Annotated in this window: 12 protein-coding genes; 2 read left to right on the forward strand and 10 right to left on the reverse strand. The window is 60.4% G+C overall.

The window, feature by feature from the left end; all coding sequences use genetic code 11:
* Positions 1-185 precede the first annotated feature (185 nt).
* Complete coding sequence (locus tag AYX22_RS14220) at positions 186-2,924, forward strand: GH25 family lysozyme (RefSeq protein WP_207594009.1); 2,739 nt, start codon at positions 186-188, stop codon at positions 2,922-2,924.
* 72 nt (positions 2,925-2,996) lie between these two features.
* On the opposite strand, the gene AYX22_RS14225 is transcribed toward AYX22_RS14220, so the two are convergent.
* From AYX22_RS14225 to AYX22_RS14235, 3 genes are all read right to left on the reverse strand, one after another.
* Positions 2,997-4,343 (reverse strand): hypothetical protein, encoded by a 1,347-nt coding sequence (locus AYX22_RS14225; RefSeq protein ID WP_207594010.1) that lies wholly within the window; start codon positions 4,341-4,343, stop codon positions 2,997-2,999.
* A gap of 207 nt (positions 4,344-4,550) precedes the next feature.
* Positions 4,551-5,093, reverse strand: a complete 543-nt coding sequence (locus AYX22_RS14230; protein WP_207597596.1) for a hypothetical protein — start codon at positions 5,091-5,093, stop codon at positions 4,551-4,553.
* An 86-nt stretch (positions 5,094-5,179) separates the two neighbouring features.
* Positions 5,180-5,998, reverse strand: coding sequence for a hypothetical protein (locus tag AYX22_RS14235; RefSeq protein WP_207594011.1), 819 nt, complete (start codon positions 5,996-5,998; stop codon positions 5,180-5,182).
* Positions 5,999-6,437: 439 nt separating this feature from the next.
* On the opposite strand from AYX22_RS14235, the gene AYX22_RS14240 reads away from it, so the two are divergent.
* Complete coding sequence (locus tag AYX22_RS14240; RefSeq protein WP_242703337.1) at positions 6,438-9,650, forward strand: chitobiase/beta-hexosaminidase C-terminal domain-containing protein; 3,213 nt, start codon at positions 6,438-6,440, stop codon at positions 9,648-9,650.
* 66 nt (positions 9,651-9,716) lie between these two features.
* Here the strand turns inward: AYX22_RS14240 and AYX22_RS14245 are convergent, their stop codons facing one another.
* From AYX22_RS14245 to glf, 7 genes are all read right to left on the reverse strand, one after another.
* Positions 9,717-10,673, reverse strand: a complete 957-nt coding sequence (locus tag AYX22_RS14245) for a glycosyltransferase family 2 protein (protein ID WP_172324334.1) — start codon at positions 10,671-10,673, stop codon at positions 9,717-9,719.
* Positions 10,674-10,676: 3 nt separating this feature from the next.
* Positions 10,677-11,162 (reverse strand): GtrA family protein, encoded by a 486-nt coding sequence (locus AYX22_RS14250; protein ID WP_207594012.1) that lies wholly within the window; start codon positions 11,160-11,162, stop codon positions 10,677-10,679.
* Between the two features lie 2 nt (positions 11,163-11,164).
* On the reverse strand, positions 11,165-13,273 hold the full coding sequence (locus AYX22_RS14255; RefSeq protein WP_207594013.1) for a DUF6541 family protein: 2,109 nt from the start codon (positions 13,271-13,273) through the stop codon (positions 11,165-11,167).
* Between the two features lie 73 nt (positions 13,274-13,346).
* On the reverse strand, positions 13,347-14,078 hold the full coding sequence (locus AYX22_RS14260) for an ABC transporter ATP-binding protein (RefSeq protein WP_089595598.1): 732 nt from the start codon (positions 14,076-14,078) through the stop codon (positions 13,347-13,349).
* On the reverse strand, positions 14,079-14,936 hold the full coding sequence (locus tag AYX22_RS14265) for an ABC transporter permease (protein WP_172324331.1): 858 nt from the start codon (positions 14,934-14,936) through the stop codon (positions 14,079-14,081).
* A gap of 2 nt (positions 14,937-14,938) precedes the next feature.
* Positions 14,939-16,942, reverse strand: a complete 2,004-nt coding sequence (locus AYX22_RS14270; protein ID WP_207594014.1) for a glycosyltransferase — start codon at positions 16,940-16,942, stop codon at positions 14,939-14,941.
* The gene (gene glf / locus AYX22_RS14275; RefSeq protein ID WP_207594015.1) at positions 16,939-18,123 is read right to left on the reverse strand and encodes a UDP-galactopyranose mutase; all 1,185 of its coding nucleotides are present in this window, start codon (positions 18,121-18,123) and stop codon (positions 16,939-16,941) included. Before glf ends, AYX22_RS14270 begins: the two co-directional genes overlap by 4 nt.
* Positions 18,124-18,210 lie beyond the last annotated feature (87 nt).

Here is an 18,210-nt window from a genome sequence, read left to right on the forward strand (position 1 = left end):
GTGGATAACTGTGGATCAGCAGTCACGTCAGCAACCCAAATCCCACTAGTCACTCCAGTTTCAGGATGTTATGGTAAAGCCCGTTAGGAGCTGGCCTTTGGTCTCATGCGCAAGCGCCCGCCCCGGAGCTTGGCCGCAAGCCACCCCATGCGCCGCTGAGCCGCGGTACAGGGCCGGATATAAAGATGAAAAGACGTTCAAGTGACCTGTCCCGCCGGACTCCGCTGGCCCGGGTCGGCCTGGCGCTGACGATCGCCCTGGCAGCGGGCAGTTGCCTTGGATCTCCCGCCTGGGCGGAAACGACCGGACCACGCCCAGCTCCTCTACCGGAGACCCAGTCAGCAACCCCAGTGCCGGAACCAGCAGGTACCGGTGCCCCGGCACCATCCCCCGGCAGCCCGACTCCCGCGGAGACCCAGGTGCCCGGGCAGCAGCAGCCGTTGCCCGCCGTCGGGCCTTCACCTGCAACAGTGCCGCTGCCGGCAGCCGGGTCAACGAACGATTCCCAAGCGCAGCCGCCCTCAACGATGGCCATGCCCGGCAACGCCCCGAACGCTGAAGCGATGAAGGCGGCTATGCTGGCAGCCATCCCGGCGGGCGGCGCAGAAATGGGCCAACGGTCTCCCCGGGTGCTGGCAGCCAAGCAGGGCAAAGACGCTTCGGGAGCGTCGGGGTCACGGGCAGTAGGAGGCACAGTCAACGCCGCCGTCCCCTTGGCCGCCGATCCGGGCCATTGGCGGCCCACTATCGGCATTGCAGGACAGGATGTCAGTGCCCACCAAGGAAACGTGAACTGGCAAAGCCAGTGGAACCAAGGATCCCGTTGGGCGTACGTCAAGGCATCCGAAGGCAATTACTACCTCAACGAGAACTACACACAGCAGTACAACGGATCCCGCAATGTGGGCATGGTGCGGGGTGCCTATCACTTCGCCATCCCCAACTGGTCATCAGGTGCTGATCAAGCACGGTACTTCGTAGCGAACGGTGGTGGCTGGACGGCTGACGGGTACACCCTCCCGCCGGTCCTGGACATCGAATACAACCCCTATGCCGGGCGAACCATCAACGGGTTCTACTTCGGGAACACCTGCTATGACATGTCCAAGGCGCAGTTGGGGCAATGGGCAGCTGACTTTGGGAACACCGTAAAGGCCCTGACCGGCCGCTTCCCGGTCATCTACAGCACCACCGATTGGTGGAACACCTGCGTTGGCAACACGACGTTCGGCAGCTATCCACTCTGGATTGCTTCCTATTGGAACAATCCCACCAACTCACCCGGCTCCATGCCGGTCAGTTGGAGCAACTACACCATGTGGCAGTACAGCAGCACCGGCCCCTTCGAAGGCGATTCAAACATCTTCAACGGCAGCTACGACCAGCTGCGGACCTTTGCCCGCGGGGTTTCATATCCTTCCAATCCGTCCATTAAGTCAGCCGCAGACATCCTGACCACCAGCGCGGCAGGACGTTTGGACGCTTTCCCGGCGAATGGGGCCGGCAGAATCACCGGCCCTGTGGCCATCGGCTCGGGATGGTCCGGCGCGAAGGCGCTCTACGTGGTGGACTGGAACCAGGACGGAGTCCAGGACATCCTCTCCCAGTGGTCCGACGGGACGCTGAAGGTCTTCCGGGGAGCTCCCGGGGGTTCTTTCTACGCGCCCATCCAAGTGGGTTCCGGCTGGCAGGAAATGTCCCTGACCGTAGGCTGGTGGAACGTCAAGGATGCCTATCCCGGAGTGATCGGCCAGGACTATCGGGGGAACCTGTACAGATACTCGAACAGTGGCGGCGGCGGACTCGGGAACGGTGTCCTGATAGGAACCGGGTTCAGCGGACACCAACTGAACCAGATCGACTTCGACGGCGACGGCAACCAGGACATTGTCACACGCACAACGGACGGCACCCTGCGGCTTTTCCGCTCCAACGGTGTGGGCAGCTTCATCAGCGAGCCAGGTCGGGTCATTGGTTCGGGCTGGGGTGGCATGACGGCAGTGAGCTCAGCAATCAACTTCAATGGAGCGGACTCGCAGGGACTCCACGCCCGGGCCTCGAACGGAGACCTCTACTATTACCCCGCCGGTTCCGGATCGTGGGGTAACCGCAGCCTTATCGGCGTGGGGTGGAACGATGCAAGCCTCATCAGCGGTGCAGCACTGGACGTGGAGTCCACCCTTGGGATTGACCAAGAGGACATCGTGGCAGTCCGCCCCGATGCCAATCTCTACCGCTACCCGGGAACCGGCACCACTGCATTGTTGCCCGAAGACCTCATTGGCACTGGCTGGGCGGGGTTGAAGGCGGGCTTCGTCACAGACTGGAACGGCGACGGCGCCTTGGACATCGTGGCGCAGTGGTCCGACGGGCGCTTGAACGTCTATCCCGGCAGGAACGGCAGCGGCTTTGGAGCCGCGATCTCACTGGGGAGCAACTGGAAAGACTGGACGCTGAGTGTCGGCACGTGGAAGAAAGCTGACGCACATCCCGGAATTGTGGGATATGACGCCACGGGCCGGTTGTACTACTTCAACAATCCCACCGGAAGAACCGTTTCCACCGGTGTATCCATTGGCGTCGGCTGGACGGGCCTGGAGATCACACACGTGGACTTCGACAAGGACTCCAATGCCGACCTCCTCGTCAAAACGGGCACCGGCGATCTCAAGCTGTACCGATCCAACGGGTCCGGGAACTTTATCCAGGAATCCGCCGGCGTTGTGGGCACGGGCTGGAATGTAATGTCAGATTTTGCAGCGATTCGTGGTTTCGCAGGTGCCGGTTCGCTGGGCATCATCGGGAAGACCACCGTCGGGGACCTGCGATACTACCCCGTGGGCGCCAACAGGTCGTGGGGAACACCAACCAAGATTGGTACGGGCTGGAGCAACCTGACAATTCTGGCACCGGCTGCCAGGTAGCGGCCGGGGTCATAAAGTGATGGCGGGCCTGCCCGAGGATTCCTCGGGCGGGCCCGCCAACTTTCGCACACTTTAGGCAAGCAAGGCATTCATCGCATTGACAAGCGTCGTCTCCACACCATTGGTACCCGCTTTGAAATGGGCCAAATGTCCATACACCGTCATTGAGCCACCGGCAATTCCCGGGAAATCAGGCTCCCATCCACCCTCATAGCTGCCCAGCGGCATGAACGGTGGAAAGAATTCATTGCTTGGGATATAGCAGCATGATTCATTTGCATAACCTCCAACAATAACTCCGTTGTTCCCGCCATTCCTGCTCCGGAAGTAGGCTGCGTACCCGCTGACGAGCTCCCCACCAATCATGGCAATTTTTAATTGCGGGCTTCCGTTGAATTTCCATACCTGGAAGGGTGACGGCACAGCCGTTTCAATACTGTTGCTGTCGATCCGCCCGATCATGACCTGCGCATGGCGCTGGTACCACTGGGGTTGGCCGTTGGGGTTGGCGAGCCGGGCTACATAGGAAGCGCGGACTGCGGCCAGGTTTCCTGCTGTTGGGGTTATATCCAGCGGCAACTGGACCTCCTGGTACCGCGTGACCATGGGGCCGCTCAGCGCACGCCCGGCCGATTGCATGTTTGAGTGCACCGTGGCACCCAACGCGTCCCCGTGCTGATCCCGTAGTTGCCAACTGCGGACTCCACCCGGGTCCTGGTCACCGGCCGGCCCCTGAACGAACATTGCAAAACAATTCGGGTTCCGGTTCTCAATATAATTGCAGGCACCTGCGGCGAAATCACCATCAAAAAGTGTCCGAAGCCCAGCACTGATGGGGTGGCATCCATAGCTGAAAATCACTGCAGCCGGCGTACCATTGCCCCGCCTGGCCACCAGAATCGGCACGGCAGTCTCGGTGTATGGCAACCCAACCCGGTTGGCGGAAAAATTCTGGGTCGAAACTTTATAGTCGAAAGTCACCGCCGTTTCATCCGCATCCAGCGCCTCCTGGGCAAGGTTGACTATGGTGTCTTCAAGATCGGCACTGTAGGAACGCACCAAACCCAGGTCCGCGAGCCCATACGCCATGAAGGGGTGAAGGGTATCAATCAATGCGGGTCCATTATGCGTATGGGTTGCCTGGATCAGGATGTCGCTGCTGGACCACGAGGTAAGGTCAATGATCCTGTCACGGATCCTTTGATGCATGGCCCGCGGCAAAGCCAGGACGTCCAGGCTGATAATGATGTGGGGGTGGGCGTCTTCCCAGATAAGAATCGCCCGTGCATACAACGGCTCAAACGGTGAGCTGCTGGTGGCCTCGCGTCCACCGTCAGTCGAACCATATCCGGCCATGTAGGGATTGGTGCTCAGCGACGGCGTTATGTCAGCGCTTGCAGTTCCAATTCTGAACGCCATAAAAGATCACTCCTTGATTGTGCGCAACGGGTGATCTTTGTTTTCTCTGCAACAAAGTCCGTTTCCCGGATACGCTGAACAGCCAATACGTGAGACCACTTTCATTAGACCATGTGATCCCGCAATTTTGTGTGGTTGGAAGGGATGGATATCGGCCTCTATAAGTGGCGTCCCGGCCTTGTAAATCCTGCCGGGGCCCACCCATATTCAGCTTTGCAGGGGTACTGCCGTCTTCAGCCACCTGGTGAGCTGGGCAGCCTGCGGAGCCAACGGAGCCAGCGTCAAAGCGCCCTTGACTACGGGTATGCCGTACGCGGCGAGTGAAGCTGCAAGTGTCCTGTGATCCGTGCGTGTGCAGGCCCTGATAATGAGCAGGCACAAAGCGGAGTCCTGTCCAGGCGCCGCCCCGGCCGCAACAGCCGCGTTGACGGCTGCCCGTTCTTCCGGAGTCAGGAGGTGCGGGCCGTTTCCGACGTAGACCACTTGGCAGTCAGTGACGTGCATGTACCGGGTGGAAGCCCAGACTTCCTCGAGGCTCGAAAATTTGCCAATGAGGCTGCCATCTGCCGCTGTACACGTGAACTGGTACCGGATCAGAGGTTCCGGACGCTCAATGGGGACCTTGTCGTCGCTCGCGATAACCGGTGCCATATCGAGTGCGGCTGGTTGGGAAGTATCTACTTTGGTTCCTGAACAACCGGCCAGGGCAAGACCTGCCACACCGAGTTGAAGAACACTGCGCCTGCGCATGTTCACCGAGGGATCCCCACTTCATTCGGATGCTCCCCAGCTCCGCATGCATTGGTTATTCGCCCCAAGCCGTTTCCGGCTGCGTCTTAGTACATCTTCCCCCAAATTCCGCATTTGTCACTAGTAAACTTCTGGCCCGGCTTCAGTTCCACTGCGTTACCCGCCTCTGCAAGGCCACCGTTGGCAACAACGGAGCCGTCCTGGCTCGTGACGGACCATGCGCAACCGCCCGTCTCGACGGCCGGTTTAATCAACTGCCATCGCCCCGGCTCTTGGTTCTCGCCCGCCACGTGGGTCCCATCTCCCACCCTGGCGCCCCCTGCCCAAGCGGCAATGATCTTTCCCTGTGGAGCGTCCGGACAGAATTCCGCCGCTGCCAGCAACGTCGCCCTACTTGCTTCGGCAAATCCGCCTGGCCCGGTTTCATCACTGATCCTTGTGCAGAGGCGAAGGATATCCAGCATGGTGTCCAGCCCGTCACCGGCTGCCACGCCTTGCGGCGCAGCTGTCGAAATGGCTTCAGCTTCCCGAGGCGTGGGCTCAAACTGCCCGTCCCCCTCGAACGTGACGCCACACGAATCCATGCGGGTGTAATTGGTGGCAGCCCAAACTTCCGCCAAGCTCGACAATTGGACTTCGGGCGATGCGTCAAGGCTCGTGCAGAGGTAGGAAAAGCGGCCCGGTTCGTCGTCGCCCGCTGCCGGGGCAACGCCGCTCGGTTCGCTGCTTCCCGGAGCAGTTTCGCTGCTTCCCGGAGCGGACGACGGCGGCTGGCCGGGCCCGGCGGTGGCGCTGGCATTGCTGGTCGCCGGCGAACCGGTTCCAGCGGGTGGCTCGGACGACGGCACAGTGCAGGCGGCCAGCGCCATCACTATCGGCACCGCCATCAGGAACAGTCTGCGCATTGTGACCTCCACCTCAATCGTGCGGTGCAGCCGTTGTGCGGTCAAGACGGACGGCTCGCGGGGCCCAAGGTGGACCTCTTCCGGACTTTGGTAGTGACAAATGTGAAAATTGGTGGAAGATGGACGTAGACGCAGCCGGAAACGGCGTGGGGCGAATAACCAATGCATGCGGAGCTGGGGAGCATCCGAATGAAGTGGGGATCCCTCGGTGGACACGCGCAAACGCAGTGTTCTTCAGCTTGGTTTGGCATGTCTTGCCTTCGCCGGTCGCTCAAGAACCTTTTCCAAAACTCCCCGTCACCTTGCATCCCGCAGGGCGGCCGGCAGTCGGCAACACCACAAACTCACGGCAGTCCTGGCCACAGCCAGCCTCGCAACGGCGGCACTTACCGGTGTGCTGACTGCAGGCCCGGCTTTTGCTGATCAGGCACGTCAAACCGTGGCTACCGGTCTCACCAAAGCTGCCGGCACCGTTGTAGACCCGGACGGACGCTTATGGGTTTCCGATGCACGCGCAGGATTCTGCCGCATAACAGAGGCGTCCGGCGCCACCGCCGGTAGCCTCGAAACCAGCACTTGCCTGGGCGGGACGCTGCCCGGTCACGACAGCGGTCCGGCCCTGGCCGGTACACCCGCCATGATCGATCCGTCGCCTGCCAGCCACGGCGATGGTGATGAAATCGCCTTCATTCCGGATGCCGCCGTCGGAAGTTCCGACGTCGTACGCGCGCTCTGGAACCCTGATGGTGGTGTCTTCGAATACGACGGCGCGCTGACCATCTTCGACGGGGACCTGCGCCCGAACGCCGTCAGCGACGGCCCGGACGGCAATATCTACCTGTCGTTCGCCAACGCGCGGTCAATCGTCAAGATCGTGAATCCTACGGCACTGCACCCGAGCATCGAGTCCATCGCGTCCGTCAATTCCAGTTCCCTCAGCCTTGCGGCGACGCACCGCAACAGCGCGGGCAACGTCGTGGTGTACGTTGCCGAAACCTCTGGCCTGACAGTCTTTACCGCCCCCGACGACGGCGTACTGACCAACTATGTCCCAGCACCCCTCTATAACGTCGGCAAGCCGACGGCCATCTACTATGACTGGCAGTCGCCCCTGGTCCTCTACACAGGAACCGGCGGCGGAACCACCACAGCCGACGTCGGCAAGGACACCATCACCCGCATCGATCTGAGCACGGACACGGTCAACAACCAGTGGGCCCTCGGCTTCAGCAAGGTCGGCGGCCTGGCCATGCGTGACGGCAAACTCCTGGTGATGGAAGATCCGGGACAACTGGATCCTGCCAAACCCGCTGAGCGAGGAAGGCTGCTCACCTTGGGTGGTGTTGTTCCCTCCATCGTCAGCGGTCCGACTGCGGCCAACGGAACCCAGGCAGCAAACCCGGCGTTCACCAACGACTCCACACCAACCTTCACTGTCGCCTCTACGCCTCCGGGCGGGGCCCTTGAATGCAGTCTTCAACTAAGCACAGCGACGCCGGTTTGGCAGGTATGTACCGGCGGAACCTTTACACCGTCAACTGCTCTGGCCAACGGCGCCTACACGTTCTCGGTGAGGGCCGCACCAACAGGCCTTCCTGTTTCACGGGCCTTCACGGTCGATGTCACCGCACCCGCCGCTCCGGTCATTACCTCACCCACGGCCGGTGCAACCGTCAACGGCTCGCCTGTCCTGGGTGTCACCTCCGACCCTGATTCGGCCCTGTCCTGCTCGGTGGATTCCACCACGACGTACACAGCCTGCACCAACGGCCAGGTGCTCACCTTGGCAACCGCAGGTCAGCACGTGCTGCGCGTCAGGGCCACGGACATGGCCGGCAACGTCAGCCCGGTGGCGTCGGTGACAGTCACCGCCGACCTGACTCCACCACAGGTCTCCATCAGTTCGCCGGCAGAGGGAGCAACGGTGGGCATCTCGCCGTCGTTCACCTTCGCGTCAACGGCCACGGATATTGCGGGGTTCCGGTGCAAGCTCGGCTCCAACGCCTACACTGCATGCACCTCGCCCAAGGCTTACACCAACGTTCCCAGTGGTCCCGTCACCTTCACGGTGGAAGCGAGGGACAACGCTGGAAACACGTCCACTGCCAGCAGGAATGTGACGGTGTTTGCTGCGGACACAGCACCACCAGTGGTTTCCGTGGACCCGGCTGGAGGCACCTATGGAGCCGGGAAGTCCATCACGTTGTCGGCCAACGAAGCAGCCACCATCTACGTCACCAAGGATGGCACAGTGCCTACGACGTCGAGTCCCGTGTACTCGGGCCCGATTCCGTTGACGTCGCTGACCCTGAAGTACTTCGCGCGGGACACTGCAGGAAATTCCTCGGCTGTGGCCACGCAGACGTACATACTCGACAACACCGCTCCAACCCTGACCGTGGCACCAGCAGCCGGAGGATATGCCTCGGGACAACTTGTCACCATGTCCTCGAGCGAACCGGGCAACATCTTCTACACTACCGATGGCACCACCCCTGCCACGGCCGCCTCGGGAAGCACCAAGGCCTACACAGCGCCCTTTGCCCTCACGGGCAACACCACCGTGAAGGCCCTTGCTGTTGACGCCTATGGAAACGCCTCTGCGGTGACCACACGGGCCTACACCGTACTGGATACGACACCTCCCGTGGTTACGGTGACCCCGCCTGCGGGCAGCTATCCCGCCAACCAGCAGATCACGCTGGCGGCGAATGAGGTTGGTGCGAGTATCTACTTCACCACCAATGGCACGAATCCGACCGCTACAGCCGCCAACAAGTACTCCACGGCCATCACCCTCACAGCAGCGATGACTCTGAAGTACTTTGCAGTGGACACATCCAACAACAGTTCGGCAATCGTCACCCAGGCCTACACCGTGACAGCGCCACCGGCGAACACCTGGAAGGACTACACCGGAGATGCAAAGAACGACGTCGTGGCGCGCGACAACGCCGGCACGCTCTGGCTGTACCCGGGGAATGGAGCCGGAGGTTGGTTGGCCCAACGCTCGCTCGGCACCGGGTGGAACTCGTTGAATGCCATTGTCCCCACCAAGGACTTCAACGGGGACGGACGCAGCGACGTCCTGGCCAGGGATACCAACGGCGTTCTGTGGCTCTACCCTGGAAATGGATCAGGAGGCCTCCAGACCCGCGTTCAAGCAGGCACAGGCTGGTCCGGCATGACGCTGATCCTGGCGCCGGGCGACTTCAACGGCGACGGGAAGGCAGACGTCCTCGCTAGGGACTCCGCCGGAATACTGTGGCTCTACCGGGGCAACGGTACTGGCGGCTTCGCCTCAAGCGCCCAGGTGGGTACCGGGTGGAACTCCATGAATGCCATCCTCAGTACCGGGGACTTCAACGGCGACAGCAAGACCGATGTCCTTGCCCGGGACACGTCAGGCATTCTCTGGCTCTACCCCGGCAACGGTACCGGAGGCTGGCTTAGCCGGGTCCAGGTGGGAAGCGGATGGAGTGGCATGACCGCCATCCTCGGGCCGGGCGACTTCAACGGCGACGGCAAAAATGACGTCCTCGCCCGTGATGCCGGCGGCAACTTGTTCCTGTATCCCGGCAACGGGACTTCTGGATGGCTCTCCCGGAGCCAGGTCGGCTGGGGCTGGGGAGGATTCACGTCCCTGCCGTAGGAAGGCAAAACAGGGAGGGGCCCGGACGCCAACGCGTCCGGGCCCCTCCCCTGTTTCAACGAATGCCTAGGTACGTTCCTTCATGGGATGCATAGTGGGCCTGTTGGGGCTCGCCTGGATATCCAATTGCAGGGATACCAGCAGCATCTGGACGCCCAGCACAAAGGGAACCACAGCGAGCATCACCGAACCCGCCGTCGGCGAACCCACGCTTGCGGCAAGTACCCAGATTCCGGCCACCAGGCCCATGACGATCAAGGCAATGCCTGCGATCAGCAGGAGGGCAACAGCGGAGAAGGACCACACCATGTACTTCCACCACACACGGCGCCAGAAGCCGCCAAAGAGCATGGCAAGAAGTTCAGGAATGACCTTGCGGAGCTTGATGCTGGAGACCTCGTTGCCGTAAACAGCTGGAATCGGCACATCAACGATCGGAACATCAAGAATGTTGAGGTGGATCAGGAGGTCGTTTTCGAAGCTGTAGCGCGCCGCCACCTTGTTCATGGGAAGACGGCGGAGGACCTCCGTGCGAATGGCGGTGTAGCCGTTCTGCGGATCGAAGATGTGCCAGTAACCGGAAGCGAGCTTCGTCATGAAGGACAACACGATGTTGCCGAAAATCCTGTAGCCGGGCATGCCCGCGAACGACTCACCCGAAAAGAAACGGTTGGCCTTGGCGAATCCGTAGCCATCGACCACCGGATCAAGAAGCTGCGGCAGGTAGTCGGGATCCATCTGGGCATCGCCAGCCATGACCACGTTGATGTCGGAGCCCAATTCCATCGCGGCTTTGTGGGCCGTGAGGACTGCGCCTCCCACGCCTTGGTTGACTTCATGGCGAATCAAGGTGACCCGGCCGTCGTCGGCCCGACGTGCTGCCCCCGACGTGTCGTCCGGGCTGCAGTCATCAACAATGACAATGTCATCAACAAAATCAGGCATCGTTTCGATGACCTGTGCGATGTGGTTTTCTTCTTTGTAGGCCGGTACTACCGCGGCAATTCGAACGCCTCGATACATCGATTATCCTTCGCTGCTGTTTGGTGTGAGTTTCTGTGTTGGCGCGTCGGTGCCCGACTGGCCATCTGACTGTTCGCTGCCGCTGGTCGGTTGCTTCTTTTGCGGGAAGACCCAGTGCTTGTAAATGAAGTAGTTCCACCCCATGGTCACAATGGTCGCAACCACCTTGCCTATCACGTAGCCGGCGCCGATGAACTGGAAAAGCTCAACGATGCCCATCACGGCAAGCGTGTTGAAAACCAAAAGCCCTGAGTAGCGAAGTACGCCACCCAAAGCTGTTCCACCGCCGTTGAACGCAAAATGCCGCTGCAGGAAGTAGTTGAAGAAAAAGCTGCCCCAGAAGCCCGCACCGGTCGCCAGCCACAGCGGCCAGCCGAAGACCTGGAAGCACAGGGCCAGCAGCCCCAGATCCAAGAGGAAGCTCAGGCCGCCGATCAGCAGGAACTTGAACAAACTGGACGCCAGGAACTTGGAGATGAATGCCTTCATGATCAGCAGATCCTTCCTAGCGGTGCTATTCCATCAGGGTTCCGGTTCTCAAGGATTCCCGATACGCCGTCGAGCTGGAGCCGGTCCTTCGCTGCGGCGTCGAATGCTTCCTTACCGCCAGGCAGTTGCGACCAGTCAATCTTGTACAACGCAGCATTACCTTCACGCACTACCAGCTGAAGATACGGAATCGAGTCAGGCTGCGTCAGCCCGGCCTTGGGTTCGTCCCACGCCCGGATCCTGCCATCAGCAATGTAGACCCATTCGATACCCAGTTCAGCAGCTGCGTCGCGGACCTCGGAGTCAGTGGCAAGCTCGGGGAGCTTTTGGAGCACCAGCAATTGGCGGTTGGTCGGAAGGATCTCGAAGTGGCGGATCATCGGCATCCGGTTACCCAGCGCGTACATCCATACTGACCCGTCGCAGGAATCGTTCAGAACCGTGGCATCCTCTGGCACATACTGATCGATTTTGCTGAGGAGTCCAACCTCGGATGCACTCAACGTAGCCCCATCCACCTTGGTATTGATGTTGATGCGTTGGGCGTTTTGCTTGAAGTACGGAATGGCCGCAATACCACTGACAAGGAGTACCGCTGCCGCGGCAACTGCGGTCACCACGTGGCTGGGCCTGCGCCCGGCTTTGATTCCGTCCGTAGTGGAGTTGGCCGAGCGGCTGCGTACCTTCGCCACCAGCCAGGCGATGGCTTCAGCCAACTGCGCCACTCCCAAACCCGCAAGGGGCACAAGGAGCATCACCAAGATTCCGAAGATACGCCACTGGTCGTCGTAGAACGGTGCCGTCAGAGTCATGAAGCGTGGGTTGTCGGTACCCATGGTGTAGACCGAGAGGAAGGCGAAAGCGAGGACCGGTCCGAAGTACCACCACATGCGGATCCTGAGGACCACGGCCAGGCAGCCAAGGGCCACAAGGGCCGTCAGGATCGGCATTGCCATTGAACCGTGGTTCAGGAAAATGATGTTCTGGATAGCGCCGTTGCGGTCAGTGTCCGCGGCCCAAACCTGTTTGGAGACGCGCTCGGATTCCTTCAGCATCTGGGCGATGATCGGCCACCCGAGGACGACTGCCAGAGCACCGGAGACCGCAAGGTAGACCGTGATGCCGAGGATCCTGCCCTTGCGGCGGATCAGGGCGGAAAGGAACCAGAAGATCAGAACGGGCAGGACGACGAAGGCCAGTGAGGGATGGACTGCTATGAGTCCGACTGCGCCAAAAGCGATGCCGGGGATCCAGAACTTCTGCCGCTCCAGGGCCCCCTTCACTGCCAGCAGGGCGAACGGCCCAACCAGCAGCATTCCGGCAAAGAAAGGAATCAGCGGGCCACGCCACAGGAGGTCGTAAGGGTAGACCGTGAACCAACCGGCAACGGCCGCCGCGGCCGCCAGAGCAATCGGGCGGCGGGTGACCAGCATGGTCAAGGCCATGGTGCTCAACGGCAGTTGAACTGCCATCATCACCAGGACAAAGACGTTCAGAAACACCGGGATGCTGACACTGCTCATCGGCCAGAACAGCGACAACACTGCGTGGAAGGCAATCGGGTAGCTCCGGATGGGAGCCTCAGGAATGGTGGTGTCGTAATAGGCAAAGTTGCCTGCGATACTCGGATCCCACTCGTGGTTCACGGAGATCAGTCGGATCATGTTGGCGTGCCAGGGAATGTCCCAGTCCTGGTTGATGCCTTGGAGACCTTCGGTGCCCACAATCCAAGACACAGCGGCAACCGCACCGCCAGCAACCAAACCGGCCAGGAGGATCCACCACGATCCCTTAAAAAGCTGCTTGCCAAAGACAGACGGCTGGTCAACGGTTCCGAACTTATCCGGGAAATAGCGCCGCAGAGTCAGGCGCAGGGCAAACAGGAGCGCACAAAGTACCAGCAGGACGGCAGTCACCGGGAGCAACTGCCAGCTGAGACCCAGCGCATTTCCCATGACGCCGATGACAGTCAGGACGCCCATTCCGAGCAAGGGCGCTACAACGGGCAGGAGAACCCGGCGGACGCCCAACGCTTCTCCCAGGATCCAACCCGGGCCCCACCACAACACAACGATCAGGAGTACACACAAAAGCAGCGGGCCGATACCCATTCCTACGATCGCCTTTCTTAGATGCTTCCACCAGCCATCCGTTGACAGACGACTCTTTGCAATTGGATGCGGGTTAGTTGCGTTCCCGCAGCCACGCCACAGCTTGGTCAGCCGGACCCTCGAACTGGACCGTGCCCGAAGACAACACCACTCCCCGGTCGCAGATCCGCGAAATCATGTCGAGGTCGTGACTGACCACCACCAAAGTGCGGCCTTCATCAGAGAGCTGCTTGATCTTAGCCAGGCACTTCCTCTGGAAAGGCTCGTCGCCCACGGCAAGGATTTCGTCAACGAGGAAAATATCCGGTTGGGTATGGACAGCTACCGCAAACGCAAGCCTGAGGAACATACCCGAGGAATAAAACTTGACCTCGGTGTCAATGAACTGTTCGATCTCGGAGAAGGCAACGATGTCGTCGAACTTTTCCTGGATCTCCTGCTCCGTCATCCCCAGGATGGCTGCATTGAGATAGACGTTTTCACGACCTGATAGATCCGGGTGAAAGCCTGCTCCCACCTCGATCAGGCCTGCGACCCTGCCCTTGGTGCGAACGGTCCCTTGGTCGGGCAGGATGACACCCGAGATCAGCTTCAGAAGCGTGGACTTGCCGGAGCCGTTGAAGCCCAACAATGCCACGGTCTCCCCCGGCTGGATCTCAAAACTGACGTCGTGCAGGGCGTCGAATTTCTTGGTGAGATCCCCCTTTCGCCCCTTGGCGAGCCACACCAGCGTTTCCTTCATGGAGTGCGAGTGGCGGAGGTTGAAAGTTTTCTTCAAGCCCTTGACGATTACTGCTGCACCCATTTAGACCTCCTGCGCAAAGTGGCCCTCGAGCCGTCGGAAGACGATCTGGCCAATAACAAGGAACAGTGCCGCCATGCCCAACCCGATGAAGCCGGTCACCAGGAGGTGCGGAGGCAATTCGACAGGCTGATTGACTGTTGGATACCAAAACGCCCAGTGAAACAGTTCCACCGCAACGGTAATGGGGTTGAGCTGGTAGATCGTCAATACCCAAGGCGCAGCCAGGCGGCGGATCATGGTCCAGTCGTACAAGACCGGCGAAGTCCATGTCACGATCATCATCAGCATGTCCACGATGTTCTCGGCATCCCGGAAGAACACATTGATGGCACCGGCCAACAGGCCAAGGCCTGTTGCCGTAACGGCCACAATGACAAAACCAAGAAGGGCACCGAAGAGCTGCATGATGTCCGGATGCCACCCGCTCAGCAGTGCTGCAGCCAGCAGGACAATCAATTGCGGCAGGAAGTGGACCGCAGCCACCCATACGGATGCCACTGGGAACAGCTCACGCGGAAGATAGATCTTCTTTACCAGCGCCGCATTCGAGACGATGGATCGGGTGGCATTCGAAAATGCCTCCGAGAAGAAGTTGATGACAATGACACCGGAGAACATGTAAAGCGCGTAGTTGGGAATTTGATCCCCAACCCGCAACACGATGCCCAAGGCAAAAAACAGGACCACATACTGGACCAGCGGCTTAACGTAGGACCACGCCAAACCCAGGACCGAGCCACGGTAGCGGACCCGGAGTTCCTTGCGGACAATCAGCTTAAGGAGGTACCGCCGGCGGTAGACGTCCAACAACCCGGCGCCCACCCCCGGAACAGCATACGTATCAGTGGAGTTCGACATCGCTACTTGCTGGGCTCCGACGCTTCAAAGGTTTCCCGCCAGGAGTCCATCGAAGTGATCTCTGGAAGGGCTTCCTGATACTGGGTCCGCAGGGTCTCCCAGTTCGAGAAGAGCTGGGCGTGGAGTTTTGCTGATTCCACCACAAGCTGGCGCGCCAGCTTGGGGTCGCGCAAGTGCCAGGAAGCTCCTGTGCCATCTGCATTGGAGACGACTGCACTGTCCAAGTGCGCAAGGCTCCACCATTTGCCATCCTGGTGCGCCACCTGTGCCTCGGGGTTCTCCTTGGCGGAGTCGCGCACGGGGGCAAGGGTTTGCTTCAGGACGGTCTTGACGGCCCAAGGAAGCAGACCAAGGGCACCGGGCTGCTTGTATGACTGCGGCTTCTTGGGGGGACGCTTCCGGAAGACCTCCGGGAAGGCCCCGGGATCCGTCTTCACCTGGGAGTCCTGGAATTCCTCGCGCATTGCACGGAGCTTGGGCATGGTGGTGGGCAGCTGCTGGTGCAGGTTACCCGGCCCCGCAAGGACATCCCTGAGGGCCATGATCCGCGCCTGCTCGGGGTAGTACTGCATGGACACCAAGTGCTTGACATCCGTGTTCAGGCTTTCGCGCAGGATGCGTCCGCCCTTGGGGAACGGCGAGTGCAGGAGCGTGGCGATAAGCCGGTTGCGCTCATGGTAGTAGGCCTGCCAGTCAACAGAGTCGTCCTTGTCGGCCCAGGAGACGTGCCATACAGCCGCCCCGGGAAGAGTGACAGTCGGGAATCCGGCCGCACGGGCGCGAAGTGAATACTCCGCGTCATCCCACTTGATGAAGACGGGAAGGGAAAGTCCAATGGTTTCCACCACGGTCTTCGGGATAAGGCACATCCACCAACCGTTGTAGTCAGCATCCCAGCGCCTGTGCAGCTGAGGGGTGGACCGCAAGCCCGCAGAAGAGAAGTCGTGGTTGCCGAGGCCTTCCACCGGACCCCAAAGGAAGCGGTAGAAGTTGACGACCTCCGAGTAGGCATGCAGGACAGACTTGTTGTACATGTCGAACATGTGCCCGCCGACAATGGTTGGCTTGCGGCAGAGGTCAGCGAACGCCACTGCCCGCATGACGCCCTCCGTCTCAAGCTCAATGTCGTCGTCCAGCAGCATCACGTAGTCGCTCTTATCGGAAACGACCATCTCGTACATGTTGCGGGCGAAGCCGCCTGAACCGCCCAGGTTGCCCTGGTTGATGACGCGGAGCTGGTCACCCATCGATTCTGCGACTGCGTCGAATCCGGCTTCGTCGGCGACCTTTTTGTTGCCTTGGTCCACGATGATCAGCTCGGCGAGGATCTCCCTCAGGCCGGCGTCGGCGTCAATCGACTTGATGGTTTCAAGGCAGTAGTCAGCGCGGTTGAACGTCGTAACACCGAGCGTGACGCGGCCCTGGGGGCGGCCTTCATCCGGGACTGCCCAGTGGGCGCTCTTCAGCGTCATTCCGTCGCCACCGGCAATGAGGTCGAACCAGTACCAGCCACCGTCGCCGAACGGCGCCAGGGTCAACTCAAAGTCGTTGCTGGCTGCGCCTTCCACGAGAATGGAATCAACTCGCTGCGAGGCACCACGGGCGTTGGAACGGTAGACAATGACTGTTCCTTCGCCCTCAGTCTCAAGATGCAGGACTGTCTTCGTGGCAACGGTCCACTTCCGCCAGTAGCTGGCAGGAAAAGCATTGAAATAGGAACCGAAGGAAAGCCGCTCACCACGGCGAACCTGCACGGAACCGCGGTCCAGGATGTCCTCCGGGTGCAGCTTCCGTGTCATGCCAACAGCCTGCACGACGGCGCCGCTGTCGCCGTCGTCCTTTTTCACCTTGCTGGTGTCCGGGTCGACATACAGCGGAAGAGTGTCGAGGTCGCGGTTAGCGGGGAAAACCACACGCTGAACGATTCGCAGGCTTTCTTTGGCCGGTGCCAGGTCATCCGTGGTGGTCATCGCCGTCATCTGACTTTCGTTCGTAGTAGCCGTCATGCGTCCACTCCCCCGCTTTCAAGCTTGGCGCCGCCAGTGAAGTGCGGCTTGATCTTGTTATCGAACATGGACAAGGCGGAGCCAATGGCCATATGCATGTCGAGGTACTTGTAGGTTCCCAAACGCCCGCCGAAGAGGACGGACTTCTCGCCCCGGGCGAGGTCGCGGTATGCGAGCAGTTTCTGGCGGTCGTCAGAGGTGTTGACCGGGTAGTACGGCTCGTCGCCCTTTTCCGCAAAGCGCGAGAACTCACGCATGATGACCGTTGCGTCCTTGGTGTAGTCACGCTCAGGGTGGAAGTGCCGGAATTCGTGTATGCGCGTGTAGGCGGCATCGGCGTCCGGGTAGTTCATCACGGAACAGCCCTGGAAGTCCTCAATGGGAAGTACTTCTTCTTCAAGGTCGATGGTGCGCCACGACAGGTCGCCTTCGGCGTAGTCGAAGTAGCGGTCCACCGGGCCGGTGTAGATGACCGGCACCTGGCCCAGAACAGAAGACCTGCCGAACTCGCCGTCGTCGAAGAAGTCCGTATTCAGGACAACCTCGACGTTGGGGTGATCGGCCATACGCTCGATCCAGGCTGTGTAGCCGTCAACCGGAAGACCCTCGTAAGTGTCATTGAAGTACCGGTTGTCGTAGTTGTAGCGCACAGGGAGCCGGGAAATAATCTCGGCCGGCAGGTCCTTGGGATCCGTCTGCCACTGCTTGCCTGTGTAGTGCTTGATAAACGCCTCGTACAGCGGGCGGCCAATCAGCTGGATGCCTTTGTCATTGAGGTTCTGCGGATCGGTCCCGGCCAATTCACCGGCCTGTTCCGCGATGAGGGCCTTCGCTTCGGTCGGGCTCATAGCCGAACGGAAGAACTGGTTGATGGTGCCCAGGTTGATGGGCATCGGGTAAACCTCGCCTTTGTGGCTGGTGTACACCTTGTGCTGGTAGCTCGTGAACTTGGTGAAGCGGTTCACATATTCCCAAACGCGTTCATTCGACGTGTGGAAGAGGTGTGCACCGTAGCGGTGGACCTCGATTCCCGTCTGCGCTTCGTTCTCGCTGTAGGCGTTTCCTCCAATATGGTGGCGGCGATCAAGCACCGCCACCTTCAGCCCCAACTCGGTAGCGGCGCGTTCTGCAATGGTCAGGCCAAAGAAACCCGAGCCGACGACGACGAGATCAGCGTTCACAAACTCTCCTGTGTATTGGCGTGCGGGCACAGAAATGCCCACGTCTACTGGTCAAGGCTACCCGACATGACGCGGGTTCCCGTATCC

The organism is Arthrobacter sp. D5-1, from assembly GCF_017357425.1.
Lineage (GTDB): Bacteria > Actinomycetota > Actinomycetes > Actinomycetales > Micrococcaceae > Arthrobacter.

Excerpts from the sequence above, each read along its gene's own strand:
- AYX22_RS14220 (WP_207594009.1), top strand. The coding sequence starts at position 186 with ATGAAAAGACGTTCAAGTGACCTGTCCCGCCGGACTCCGCTGGCCCGG.
- AYX22_RS14225 (WP_207594010.1), bottom strand. The coding sequence starts at position 4,343 with ATGGCGTTCAGAATTGGAACTGCAAGCGCTGACATAACGCCGTCGCTG.
- AYX22_RS14230 (WP_207597596.1), bottom strand. The coding sequence starts at position 5,093 with ATGCGCAGGCGCAGTGTTCTTCAACTCGGTGTGGCAGGTCTTGCCCTG.
- AYX22_RS14235 (WP_207594011.1), bottom strand. The coding sequence starts at position 5,998 with ATGCGCAGACTGTTCCTGATGGCGGTGCCGATAGTGATGGCGCTGGCC.
- AYX22_RS14245 (WP_172324334.1), bottom strand. The coding sequence starts at position 10,673 with ATGTATCGAGGCGTTCGAATTGCCGCGGTAGTACCGGCCTACAAAGAA.
- AYX22_RS14250 (WP_207594012.1), bottom strand. The coding sequence starts at position 11,162 with ATGAAGGCATTCATCTCCAAGTTCCTGGCGTCCAGTTTGTTCAAGTTC.
- AYX22_RS14255 (WP_207594013.1), bottom strand. The coding sequence starts at position 13,273 with ATGGGTATCGGCCCGCTGCTTTTGTGTGTACTCCTGATCGTTGTGTTG.
- AYX22_RS14260 (WP_089595598.1), bottom strand. The coding sequence starts at position 14,078 with ATGGGTGCAGCAGTAATCGTCAAGGGCTTGAAGAAAACTTTCAACCTC.
- AYX22_RS14265 (WP_172324331.1), bottom strand. The coding sequence starts at position 14,936 with ATGTCGAACTCCACTGATACGTATGCTGTTCCGGGGGTGGGCGCCGGG.
- AYX22_RS14270 (WP_207594014.1), bottom strand. The coding sequence starts at position 16,942 with ATGACGGCTACTACGAACGAAAGTCAGATGACGGCGATGACCACCACG.